Below are 13,115 nucleotides of genomic sequence, written 5' to 3'. Positions count from 1 at the left end.
TCACCTATCCAAATATGATATTAACTTTATATTACATATATTTGTTAAAAAATTCCATAACAAACAAAGCAATTCATAAAATAAGTTTTTCTAAATCTGATTTACTTTGAGCCCTTTAAAACGATATATATTATGTATATAATTGGATGGAGAGAGAAATTGATATGGAACAATTTAAACATTATTTACTTAAATTCAAATGGCTTATTATTGCAATTATAGCTATTATTATTGTGGCAACTATTATTACATTAGTCGTTAAAAATAAAGCGATAGATGTAAAAGGAGACGTAGATGTAGAATTTTCTGGGTATGATAAAAGTGGGAATGCTACACTAACTGAAGGCTCAGAAGAAAAGATTGAACGTAAACTTTTAGTTCAATCGCTAAAACAAAGCAAATTTAAAAATAAAGAAGTCATTGATATGATAAAGAATGGTGATGAAGATGATATAGACCCTATGAACTTCAATAACGAAGAACAAAAGAAACTTGAAAAAGCAGAGAAAATATACGATAGCGTTGAGCTCGATACATATAATGATAGTAATTTATCTAATGGTGATAAAACGACAGTAAAATTATCTGTAAAAAAGGGTATTTCAGATGATTACAAACTTAAAGTGAAAGAATTCAAAAAATCATTCAAAGCAAAAGGCCTTAAAAAACCTAAAACTGTAACAACTAAAGACATATTCTCTAATATTGAAACGAAATTTACTGGTTTAAACAACTCTGGAAAATTAAACTTAATTACTAAAGATGATAAAAGTGATGGTTATGATATTAGCTCATATAATTTTACCGTCCCTAACAACGGCAACTTGAAAAATGGTGATAAAATAAATTTAGAACTACCAAAAGAATTAATAAGTAATATACAAGACAGTGGTTCAAAAACATTTAAAGGATCAAAAACATATCAAGTTGAAGTTAAAGATTTACCAGATGTTGATGATATAGATAACATTAATGACATTATCGACAAAACAAAAACACAAATTAAAGAAGACAACAAAAGTACGAAATACAATAAGAAATCAACAGAAATATTAAGTAGCTATTACAAAATTGGATCTGAAGAAGATGAGTATAGCTTCGGTTATGAAGAAGATGATAACGAATCAGAAAAAGTAACACCAACATCTACGTTAGAACCGGACAAATATACAATACTTACTACAGCCAAAATAACAGACCATGACAAATATTCAGATGATACGACAAGATATAAAGGTTACGGCTATAAAAATTACACACTAGAAGGCAAACGCCTCATCAAAGATGAATCCACAACAGAAGTTATGAATAACTTCACAAATGAAAAACAAGAAGACCTTATAAACGAATTAAAGAGCGAAAATTTCGTGAAAGTTGAAACTAAGAAATAGAAAATAGACCCTAAAAATTCAGGAGTAAAGCTGAATTTTTAGGGTTTTTTATTTAGTTATAAAGATAATTTAAACAAAAGGATTTCCATATTTATCATTGTATTTATAAAAGCCATTTCTATACATATAAATCTTTTTTTCGATATTATTCGGGCTAGCAAATTCTATTAATTCTAATACTAATTCTGTAAATTCAATAGGAGCTGTACCATTTGCAGTAACTAATTTTCCATCTTTCACTGCTTGTTCTTCTATAAAATTATCCTTAGAATTATATTCATTATAATCTTCCCATAAATAAACGGTATTTCCAGTATGTCTTGAGTCATTTAAGAAACCATGTTTCGCTAAGTAATCAACAGCACCACATATAGCTCCCACAGGAATACCTTTATTAAATGTTTCTTGCACAAACTTTAATAGTTTATGATTGTCATTGTCCCAAGAATTAGCACCAATCATTATTAAAAGATCATAATTTTTAGGTTCGTCACCAATTATATAATCAATTAAAACAGTAAAACCTCCTAAAGAAACTACCTTCTCTTCAATTGAAATCGTATTAACAGACCAAGATTCACTTTGATTTAAAGTCGAAGACAAATAACTACCTTCCCAATCAGCAAAACCATCTAACAAAAGAAACAATGCTTTTTTCATAATTGAAAACTCCTTTTATTTTACTGTTTTAATCATACAAAATTTAAGGGATAAAATAAATTATTAGATGAATAATTAAATTTATAATTTCCTAGGAAATAGTGATTTATCTAAATTAGTCGATGTTTTTATTTTTCGTTGATGGAAATAATGTATTTGTAATTGTATGCTTTACATAGTAGGAGAAGTGATTCCGTGGTCTCGAAATTAACTGCACATGAAAATGTAGTTCTATACCTATCATATAGCATTGATGATTAAACAGAGAGGAGTTTCTTTATGATTAATTATGGGATTGTAGGAACAGGTTATTTTGGAGCTGATTTAGCACGCTCCATTAATAAAATTGAAGATGCTAAAGTAATTGCAGTATTTGATCCAAATCATGCAGAGGAAATAGTTGAAGAATTAGAAGCTGAAACGTGTTCAAGTCTCGATGATTTAGTAGCTCGCAATGACATCGATTGTGTTATTGTCGCATCTCCAAGTTATCTTCATCGTGAACCAGTTATTAAAGCTGCTGAAAATGGTAAACATGTTTTTTGCGAAAAACCAATAGCTTTAAATTTTGAAGATTGTAGAGCTATGGTAGATGCCTGTGAAAAAAATAATGTTATCTTCATGGCAGGACATATTATGAATTTCTTTAATGGCGTTCATTATGCAAAAGAACTAGTTCCACAAGGCAAAATTGGAAAAGTATTATATTGTCATGCTACTCGTACAGGTTGGGAAGAACAACAATCAAAAGTTTCTTGGAAAAAATACGTTCTCAATCAGGCGGCCATTTATATCATCATATTCACGAATTAGACTGTATCCAGTTTATTATGGGAGGTCTACCACAGAAAGCTACAATGGTTGGCGGAAATGTTTATCATAAAGGCGATAATTTCGGTGATGAAGATGATATGTTAATTATTAATTTAGAGTATGACGATAATCGATATGCTTTATTAGAATATGGAAATGCCTTTCGTTGGGGAGAACACTACGTCCTTATCGAAGGAACAAAAGGAGCTATCAAACTTGACCTTTATAATACTGGTGGCACACTAAGAATAAAAGGTGAAAAAGAATCACACTTTTTAGTACATGAAACGCAACAAGAAGACGATGAAAGAACTGACATTTACACAGGTCGTGGTATGGATGGTGCGATTGCTTATGGTAAACCAGGCGTCAGATGTCCATTATGGCTTCAAACATGTATTGATAAAGAAATGTCTTATCTTCACAACGTTCTTAAAGGAGGAGATGTAACAGAAGAATATGTTAACCTTCTTAACGGTGTTGCAGCCCTAGAATCAATAGCAACTGCAGATGCATGCACACTTTCATTAAAAGAAGACCGCAAAGTTTCACTTGATGAAATTACGAATTAAGATAAAACCCTCCTGTCAAATCAACATTTGACAGGAGGGTTTATTAAGGGAAAGGATCATCCCATATTCTATTGAATTTTTATTCCCACTCGATCGTACTTGGGGGCTTAGATGTTATGTCATAGACTACTCTGTTTACGTGGTCTACTTCATTAACGATACGGCTTGATATTTTTTGTAATACTTCCCAGTCTATTCTTGCGAAGTCACTCGTCATTCCATCTATTGAAGTTACAGCACGAATGCCTACTGTGTAGTCATATGTGCGGTAATCTCCCATAACGCCTACTGAACGAATGTCTGGTAATACTGTGAAGTATTGCCAAATTTCTCTTTCTAGACCTTCTTCACGTACGACTTCTCTTAGGATCGCATCTGATTCTCTAACGATTTCTAATTTGTCTTCTGTGATTTCTCCTAATACACGGATACCTAACCCTGGTCCTGGGAATGGTTGACGCCATACAAGGTGTTCTGGGATGCCTAATTCAATTCCTAATGCGCGCACTTCATCTTTGAATAGTGTATTGATTGGTTCGATTAATTGGAACTGCATGTCTTCTGGTAATCCACCAACGTTATGGTGTGATTTAATTGTTTGTGCAGTTTTCGTACCTGATTCAATAATGTCTGTGTAAAGTGTACCTTGTGCTAAGTAGTCTACACCTTCTAATTTAGAAGCTTCATCATCGAATACGTACACAAATTCGTTACCAATGATTTTACGTTTTTGTTCTGGATCTGAAACGCCATCTAATTTTTTCATGAAACGATCTCTAGCATCTACTCTGATGATGTTCATATTGAAGCCTTCACCAAAGTTCTCCATAACCATGTCGCCTTCTCCTTTTCTAAGAAGTCCATGGTCTACGAAAATACATGTAAGTTGATCACCGATTGCTTTATGTAGCAAGACAGCTACTACTGAAGAGTCTACTCCGCCACTCATTGCACATAGTACTTTACGGTCTCCAACTTGTTCTCTAATTTTTTCGGTTTCAATATCTACGAAGTTTTCCATTGTCCAGTTCCCTGTACATTCACAAACACGACGAATGAAGTTTCTTAATAAATCATTTCCGTATTCTGTATGTCTTACTTCTGGATGGAATTGAACACCATATAGCTTTCTTGATTTATCTTCTATAGCTGCATTTTGACAACTTGGGCTATCTGCAATGATTTCGAAGTTTTCAGGTATATCAATAACTTTATCACTGTGACTCATCCATACAGTTTGGCTATTAGGCAAGCTAAAGAATAAATCGTCATCTGATTTTACGTTTAATGTCGCTTTACCATATTCACGTTCACTTGCTCTTTCAACTGAACCGCCCAGTAATTTTGTCATTAATTGCATACCATAACAAATACCTAGAACTGGAATACCTAATTCAAAAATTTCAGGATTTACTGTGAAAGATCCTTCTTCATATACTGAATTCGGGCCTCCAGAAAGGATAATTCCTTTAGGATTCATTTTTTTAATTTCTTCCATTGAGATTTCATGGTCGTGTAATTCACTATATACGCCCATTTCTCTTATACGGCGTGTAATCAATTGATTATATTGACTACCAAAATCTAATACAAGAATTAATTCTTGCTCAAAAGCCATTTCCATAATAGTCCTGCTCCTTTAATTAAAATGAATAGTTTGGTGCTTCTTTAGTTATATGAACATCATGTGGATGTGATTCTTTAAGTCCTGCGCCAGTCATTCTAATAAACTGAGCTTCTTCTCTTAGTTCTTCTAAGTTAGCAGAACCAGTATAACCCATTCCGCTCTTAATACCACCAGTTAGTTGATAAATTGTATCTTGTAAAGGTCCTTTGAAATCAATTCTACCTTCAATACCTTCTGGAACGAATTTTTTAGCTGTAGTATCTTCTTGGAAGTAACGGTCTTTAGAACCTTGTTCCATAGCACCAAGTGATCCCATACCACGATATACTTTATATTGACGACCTTGGAAGATTTCAGTTTGTCCTGGGCTTTCTTCAGTACCTGCAAGAAGACTACCTAGCATTACTGCGTTACCGCCTGCTGCTAATGCTTTAGCAATGTCTCCTGAGAACTTAATACCGCCATCTGCAATGATAGCTTTACCATGTTTACGTGCTTCAGTAGCACATTCATAAATAGCTGTAATTTGAGGAACACCTACACCAGCTACAACACGTGTCGTACAAATTGAACCTGGTCCAATTCCAACTTTAACAACGTCTGCTCCCGCTTCATACAATGCCTTAGTACCTTCTTGAGTTGCTACATTACCTGCTATAATCGTTACATCAGGATATGTTTCACTTATGTTTTTAACAACTTCTAATACACCTTTAGAGTGTCCGTGCGCTGTATCTATAACTAAAGCATCTGCTCCCGCTTCGACTAGTTTTTGTGCACGTATAGGTGTATCTTTAGCAATACCTAACGCTGCTGCTACTAATAAACGACCTGCACTATCTTTTGCAGCATATGGGAACTCAATCACTTTCTCGATATCTTTAATTGTAATTAAGCCTTTTAGACTACCTTCTTCAGAAATTAATGGAAGTTTTTCTATTTTATATTTTTGTAAGATTTCTCCTGCTTGTTCTAAGTTTGTATCTACTGGAGCTGTAATTAAATCTTCTTTTGTCATAACGTCTGAAATTTTAATTGAGAAATTCTCTATAAATCTTAAATCACGATTCGTAAGGATACCAACAAGTTTCATATCTTGTTCGTTATTTACAATAGGTACACCAGAAATACGATATTTACTCATTAATGCTTCAGCTGCATATACTTGCTCTTCAGGTGTTAAGTAAAATGGATTTGTAATAACACCATTTTCTGAGCGCTTAACTTTTTGAACTTCATCAGCTTGTTGTTCAATAGACATATTTTTATGAACAACACCTAAACCACCTTGTCTAGCCATAGCTATAGCCATTTTAGCTTCAGTTACTGTATCCATACCTGCTGAAATAATTGGAATGTTCAATTTAATGTTCTTAGATAATTTCACACTTAAATCAACATCACTAGGTAATATTTCTGACTTAGCTGGTACAAGTAATACATCATCAAACGTTAATCCTTCTTTTTGAAATTTATTTTCCCACATGAATATAACCTCCATTAATTTATTTTCATTTTCATTATTTCATATTTTCACTGGTTTGTTGATTGTTTAACCCATTAAAACATAAATTTAATATAATAGCTGCAAATGTCCCTAAAACAATACCATTTTGAGTTAACCATGCATATTGTTCACCGAATGTTTCTAATGCCTGTGGTACTGCAGTAATACCTGCGCCTATCCCAACTGATACTGCAATCACAAGTAAATTGTTCTGTTTGTTGAAATCTATGCCACCTAGCATTTTCACGCCGTATGCCATAACCATTCCAAACATTGCGATCATTGCACCACCTAACACTGGGAAAGGAATCATACTTGCTAACGCACCTAACTTTGGAATAGAACCACATATAATGAGTAGTGCAACCATCATATACATGATTTGATTCTTCTTAGCTCCAGATAGAGAAACTAAGCCAACGTTTTGAGAGTAGGCTGTATATGGAAACGCGTTAAATATAGCACCTATTACAATAGCTATACCTTCTGCACGATAACCTTTAGATAAATCTTTTCTAGAAATAGGTTGTTTTGTAATTTCACTAAGTGCATGATACACACCTGTGGATTCAATCAAACTGACGATTGCGATAATGACAAAGACTATTGTTGTTCCAAACTCAAATTCGAAACCACTAAATCTAAATGGACGTGGTAGTTCTAACCAATTTGACTTATGTAACTCTGAAGTATCTACCAATCCGTAAAATGATGCAACTGCTGTTCCGATTAATAAACCTAATAAAATAGCAATTGATTTAATAAATCCTTTAGACAATCGTTGAATCAGTAAAATGATAACGAGTGTGAATACACCTAAAAATATATTTTTACTATCTCCATAGTTTTTTTCGCCTTCCCCGCCAGCTAAGTAATTCATTGCAACAGGCATAAGTGTTATTCCTATAATCGTTACAACACTACCCGTAACAACTGGTGGGAATAATTTTACTAAATATGAAAAGAATGGAGACATTATAATAACAATAATACCTGATAAGAATATTGAACCATATAACACACTAATTCCGTGTGTGTTTCCGACAAGTATCATGGGTGCAACAGCGGTAAATGTACAACCTAAGACGACCGGCAGTCCAATACCAATTCCTTTATATACTTGTAGAAATGTTGCTACACCACACATAAATATGTCTATTGCTACTAAATACGCTACTTCTTCGGGCATGAAATCTAATGCTGAACCTACAATAATAGGCACCATAATTGCGCCAGCGTACATTGCTAATAAATGTTGGACACTTAGTATGAAATTTCTCATCTTATTCGTCCACCAATTTGACTTTGTTACCTGCTAAAGATGCAACTTGGCACAATGATAAGACGTCTAATCCTTCTGATTGTAATTTTTCTCTTCCCGGTTGAAAACTCTTTTCTATTACAATTCCAACTCCAGTAGTAGTTGCATTTGCAGATTGAACTAATCGGTGTAAGCCTAATGATGCTTCACCATTCGCTAGAAAGTCATCAATAATCAATACATGATCATCTTCATCTAAAAATTGTTTCGAAATAACAACTGTACTTGTTGTATTCTTTGTGAACGAATGAATATCTGTGTGATAAAATTCATTTGTCATTGTAGAAGGTTTTGCTTTTTTGGCAAATAAACAAGGCACATCTAAATGTAGAGAAGCCATAATAGCTGGCGCAATACCTGAAGCTTCAATCGTTAACACTTTTGTTATTTTTTTCTCTTTAAAATGATCGACAATTGCTTGTCCTACTTCGTACATAAGTTTTGCATCAATTTGGTGATTTAAAAATGAATCAACTTTAAGTATCTTTTCATCAATAACTACACCATCTTCTTTAACCCTATTCTGTAGTGTCCTCACACTACTCGCCTCCTCATTTAGATTAAAAAAAACACACCTTAATCCTAAAATATAGGTAAGATGAGTAAAAAATAATATAAAACCACACAAAATTGATAGTCTGGTTCCAGAGTTATTCGTTTACTCATAGTCGCATCGTTTAAGGCAATGCGGTAGAAACTTCTAAAGCCATATTCTTCAGATTATATGAGTTTTTAGTAATAAATTATTCATTGATAATAACAAAATATCAGTATTTTTACAATAGGAAAAACCTTATTATCACGGGATTTAAACACATTTTAAATAGACAGAATAATTAAAATAATGAGAATTTTTACCCTGTTTTGTTTGATTATCTCATAGAAGGGTATTTGTGAATTATATTGTATTTATGAAAACAATATTAAATTAATCTATAAACATCATAAGAGTATTCACTGATTGATGGTTTTTGCACATTACAAAATTTATGGAGGTTTTAAGTATGGGTAAAATCGAAAAGTTTAATACAGAAAGTGAATTACTACAACGAATAGACCAATTGAAAGCAGATGGATTAGGAGAACGCGACTTACAAGTTATAACTGAAAATCGATTAGAAGATAACTCACTAGAATATACAGACGTAAAAGTAAAGAATTCTCGAGGATCATTTAGTGATAAACTCACTGCATTATTCTCAGGTGAAAGCGCAGAAGAAAGAGTACTTACAGGTATCAATGTCCCTGACGAAAATGTAGATGAGTATAAAAATGCTCTAAATGATGGAAAAATATTATTGTATATCGACAATGATAATACTGAAGAAACTGAGAACTTTGATTCTAGCCATCCGAAAGATTCACAATTAGGCAACGAACATTACGATGACACTAAACCTTTCTCAAAAGAAGATAGTAATAGCGGTGTTTCAGCTGGAACAGGTGCCGGTATCGGAGCTAGAGCTGCTTCTGCAAATTCATCAAAAGATGTAAACAATGAATCAGACGATTTACAAGATGATAAAGATACCAATCGCTATGGTAACAGCATAGATGAAGAAAATGAAGCACATGATGATGTTGATGATCATTCTACAGCTTCTACTCTTGCGGGCACTACTGGTTTAGGTGCAGCAGGTTATGCAGCAAACCAATCAGAGCAAAATGAAAATGAAACATTATCTAGTGATAACGAAAGAGATTTAGAAGAACTTAAAAATCGTAATAATAATGATTCAAAACCACCATATGGTGAAGCTGATAATGTAAAAGATCAAAGAGATTTAACACGTGAAGATGAATCAGAGTTCACTAGAGTTCACGATGATAGTGTTGAAACTGAGCGTTCATCTTTAAATGATGAAAGAGAAAATTTAAATGCTCAAGACGCTAATGACGATTTAACACGACAGTCTGACTTAACTTCTAATGAAAACAGAAACGCTGCTGATAGTACAAATACTACGGCAGATGATGAAGAAGCTGTTAGACTACATGAAGAGCGAGTGAACGTCGACAAAGAAAACGTTGAAACTGGTGAAGCTTCAGTTGATAAACATGTAGTTGAGGAAACTGAAGAGTTCGATGTACCTGTAGAAAAAGAAGAAGTTACTATCGAGCGTCGACCAGTAAATGAAAAAGTAGATAGCGACTTTGAATCAAACGAGGATGATTCTATTCACGTACCATTACATGAAGAACGTGTGAATGTTGATAAAGAAAACGTAGTGTCTGAAGAAATTGTAATCAAGAAAAACAAAGTACAAGACACAGAACACGTTTCAGAAAATGTAAGACGAGAAGAAGCAGATATTAATAATCCTACTGATGATGATAAACAATAAAACATCATTAATATTAAAAGGGTCCGGGGCATAAATAATTGTCCCGGGCTCTACTTTACGTATATAAAATATAAGAAAACACTGTATAAGCATTTTTAGTGTGATATGTTATAATATGACTAAATCTTGAGTCGAGGGGTTTATTAACATGAATTTTGAAGTTGTCACATCAATAGATGATCCATTGTTTAAAAAAGCATTAGATATGTATGAGGAAATTTTCAAAGTAGAAATCAGAGAAGATCGTCATGTGTTCATACATTCATTAACATCTGAATATATCAAAAATCATTATATATTTTTAGTTGGTCTTAAAGATGATATGGTTGTTAGCCTATCAACTGGTCATTATGAATCAACTACTAACTCTGCATTCATTAATTATTTAATGACCCACCCAGAACACCGAAATCGACGTGTAGGTGCACAAACTTTAGAAAAAATCGAAGAAGAATTACACAAGTGTGGTCAAGAAGTACATGGTAGAGATGCTAACATGATTATGCTTGAGTCATTCGGTGAAGAATCATATGATTCTGAAGAAGGAAAAGAACAAGCTATTATGCGCAAAAACTTTTTCAATAGACATGGTTATGAAATTTTGCAAAACATATCATATATTCAACCAAATCCTCAAAAATCTTCACCACCTTCACCAATCAATTTATTTGTTAAACAATACTTACCGCTTCAAAAAGACGTTATTATGCCAAGTATACGTTCATGTTATATTAATAAATATATACACGGTAACGAAAATGACAGGGAATTTGTATATGAACTATTAGATTCAATGGGGTTATAAAATTACAGGCTGCGACATAAATAAATGTCTCAGCCTGTTTTATCATATTGGCAGTAGCTGACTGGTATGAAAACACGATTATATCAAGCTTTTTTCATATCTAGTCATCCTTGCCGGGGTGGGGATACAAAATCTTTTTAACAAAATGAGATGCCTTTCCCGCTCCCTGATTTTTATTTTTCTGTATATCTCTTTATAAGGTCTTGAGCTTTTTCTCTCTTAGCTCCCTCGGGATTTTTACCACACCACAAATTCATATAATCATGATTGTCTTCTTTTTTAGACTTCCCTCTCATAGGCTGTGTTAATATATTTTGAATTGGATAAGGACAAATCGCTCTTTCAAATGTTTCAGCATAGACAATATAAGCATTTCTTATTCCATTAGCATAGCGACCACTAAAAGTATTTGTTAAAACAATATCTTTAGTAGTAGCTCGCAATATACTCTCTTTATGGATGTTAGGCACTCCGCTTTCTTCTGTTGTTAAAAATGCTGTACCTAACTGTACAGCCGTAGCGCCTTTTTGAAGGAAAAATTGTGAACGTTCAGGGTTTGTTATTCCACCTGCTACTATTAGAGGTAAATCTATAGATTCCTTTGCAAGATTAAATAATTGCTCTGTTGTAAGCAGGTCATCTGGTAATGACTGTTTAAAGGAGCCTCTATGCCCGCCTGCTTCCTTTCCTTGTAAAACAATTCCATCTACACCAACCTTCACTAAATCTAGTGCTTCCTCCAACTCAGTGGCTGTTCCTAATACTAATATGTTATGCCTGTGCAACTTGCTGACAAGCGCTTCTGTTGGTTTGCCAAATGTAAAACTCGCAACTTTTACTTCTTTATCAATAATGACATCTATCATTTCGTCGAATTGATTTGTAATCTTTACTTCTTTAATTGGTTCATATTGAAGTTCTTCTTCTATTGGTTTCAATATTGCATTCATTCGATCAACTTTGTCTTGATTAATTTCAGGAAATTCTGGGATAAATAAATTCACGCCAAACGGTTTATCAGTCATTTTTCGTACCTTATCAATATCGTCTGATAATGATTCTGGATTCATATAACCTGCCCCTATTTGACCTAATCCACCTGCGTTACAAACTTCAGAAACCAGCTTAGGTGTCGTTACACCACCAGCCATTCCTGCTAGAAATATTGGTTCTGACACGCCTAATTCATTCAATAAGATAGTTCTATTCATATCATTACCCCTTTCAAAATAACCATAAGCTGATTGCTTTATTTTTGTCATTATTTAGTTCATTATAATGTCATCTTACTAAAAGGAGTATCAAAATGTCACATTCAAAACTTACATTGACAGAAATTATAAAGAAAAGAAAATCAGTTAAGGAATTCGACCCTAACTTTAAAATACCTAGAGAAGAAATTGAAGAAATGATTGAGCTAGCTACAGAAGCACCTTCATCAATCAATTTACAACCTTGGAGATTTGTTATTATAGATTCAGAAGAAACTAAACAAAAATTAGATAGCCTTGTACAATTCAACCAAAGACAACTTCACTCTTCAAGTGCTATTATTCTCATATTAGCTGACTTAAAACATGCTGATTACGTTAGTGAAATTTATGAGAAAAACGTAGAACTTGGATACATGGATGAAAACTCTAAAGATTATTTCATTGAAACAATTTCTAATTTAATAAGCGGTGCAGATGAAAGCTACTTCAAAGAACAAGGTTTAATGGATGTAAACCTAGCTTCTATGCAACTTATGCTTATTGCTACTGATCATGGTTATGATACTAACCCAATTGGTGGTTTCGACAAAACGGCTTTACTTGAAGCTTTAAATATCGATACTTCACGATATGTACCTGCTCATTTACTTGCTATCGGTAAAGGCGCTAAAGCTCCGCATGAGTCAAGTAGATTACCAGTAGAAAGTATCATAGCATGGAACGACGAAAGTGATGGTATAGTTGGAAAATAATTGTTAAATTATTTAAATATGGACTAGTCTTCGTAAATAAAAACATCATTAATGAGATATTAATTCAAATCAAACCCTAAAAGTTAGATAAAATTCTAATTTTTAGGG

10 protein-coding genes, 1 pseudogene and 1 riboswitch are annotated in these 13,115 nt (G+C 33.3%); of the genes and pseudogenes, 5 read left to right on the top strand and 6 right to left on the bottom strand.

The window, feature by feature from the left end:
• Positions 1–164 precede the first annotated feature (164 nt).
• Positions 165–1,391, top strand: a complete 1,227-nt coding sequence (locus tag LQ615_RS10000; RefSeq protein ID WP_103268550.1) for a hypothetical protein — start codon at positions 165–167, stop codon at positions 1,389–1,391.
• Between the two features lie 69 nt (positions 1,392–1,460).
• Here the strand turns inward: LQ615_RS10000 and LQ615_RS09995 are convergent, their stop codons facing one another.
• Entirely contained in the window at positions 1,461–2,051 is a 591-nt protein-coding gene (locus LQ615_RS09995) for a type 1 glutamine amidotransferase family protein (RefSeq protein ID WP_016999224.1), read from the bottom strand.
• Between the two features lie 279 nt (positions 2,052–2,330).
• Here LQ615_RS09995 and LQ615_RS09990 point away from each other — a divergent pair.
• A pseudogene (locus LQ615_RS09990) lies at positions 2,331–3,436 on the top strand (Gfo/Idh/MocA family protein).
• Positions 3,437–3,515: 79 nt separating this feature from the next.
• Here LQ615_RS09990 and guaA read toward each other — a convergent pair.
• Genes guaA through xpt form a run of 4 tightly spaced genes read right to left on the bottom strand, consistent with a single transcriptional unit; the run spans position 3,516 to position 8,429 of the window.
• The gene (gene guaA, locus LQ615_RS09985; protein ID WP_103268551.1) at positions 3,516–5,060 is read right to left on the bottom strand and encodes a glutamine-hydrolyzing GMP synthase; all 1,545 of its coding nucleotides are present in this window, start codon (positions 5,058–5,060) and stop codon (positions 3,516–3,518) included.
• Positions 5,061–5,079: 19 nt separating this feature from the next.
• Complete coding sequence (gene guaB, locus LQ615_RS09980; protein ID WP_239703893.1) at positions 5,080–6,549, bottom strand: IMP dehydrogenase; 1,470 nt, start codon at positions 6,547–6,549, stop codon at positions 5,080–5,082.
• Positions 6,550–6,583: 34 nt separating this feature from the next.
• Positions 6,584–7,852: a nucleobase:cation symporter-2 family protein gene (locus tag LQ615_RS09975; protein ID WP_239713573.1), complete on the bottom strand. Its 1,269-nt coding sequence runs from the start codon at positions 7,850–7,852 to the stop codon at positions 6,584–6,586.
• Between the two features lies 1 nt (position 7,853).
• Entirely contained in the window at positions 7,854–8,429 is a 576-nt protein-coding gene (gene xpt / locus LQ615_RS09970) for a xanthine phosphoribosyltransferase (protein ID WP_070044839.1), read from the bottom strand.
• Between the two features lie 107 nt (positions 8,430–8,536).
• Positions 8,537–8,639: riboswitch (purine riboswitch) on the bottom strand.
• A 256-nt stretch (positions 8,640–8,895) separates the two neighbouring features.
• Here xpt and LQ615_RS09965 point away from each other — a divergent pair.
• Positions 8,896–10,236 (top strand): YsnF/AvaK domain-containing protein, encoded by a 1,341-nt coding sequence (locus tag LQ615_RS09965; RefSeq protein ID WP_239703892.1) that lies wholly within the window; start codon positions 8,896–8,898, stop codon positions 10,234–10,236.
• Positions 10,237–10,384: 148 nt separating this feature from the next.
• Positions 10,385–11,041: a GNAT family N-acetyltransferase gene (locus tag LQ615_RS09960; RefSeq protein WP_218729232.1), complete on the top strand. Its 657-nt coding sequence runs from the start codon at positions 10,385–10,387 to the stop codon at positions 11,039–11,041.
• Between the two features lie 173 nt (positions 11,042–11,214).
• Here LQ615_RS09960 and LQ615_RS09955 read toward each other — a convergent pair whose 3' ends face one another.
• Positions 11,215–12,252, bottom strand: coding sequence for an NAD(P)H-dependent flavin oxidoreductase (locus LQ615_RS09955; RefSeq protein WP_239703891.1), 1,038 nt, complete (start codon positions 12,250–12,252; stop codon positions 11,215–11,217).
• Between the two features lie 95 nt (positions 12,253–12,347).
• Here LQ615_RS09955 and LQ615_RS09950 point away from each other — a divergent pair, with 95 nt between their 5' ends.
• Entirely contained in the window at positions 12,348–13,007 is a 660-nt protein-coding gene (locus tag LQ615_RS09950; RefSeq protein WP_239703890.1) for a nitroreductase family protein, read from the top strand.
• The last annotated feature ends 108 nt before the right edge of the window (positions 13,008–13,115 follow it).

Origin of the sequence: Mammaliicoccus sp. C-M13, from assembly GCF_022386845.1 — a bacterium.
Taxonomy (GTDB): domain Bacteria; phylum Bacillota; class Bacilli; order Staphylococcales; family Staphylococcaceae; genus Mammaliicoccus; species Mammaliicoccus lentus.
This window is presented reverse-complemented; position numbering and strand designations above follow the sequence as displayed.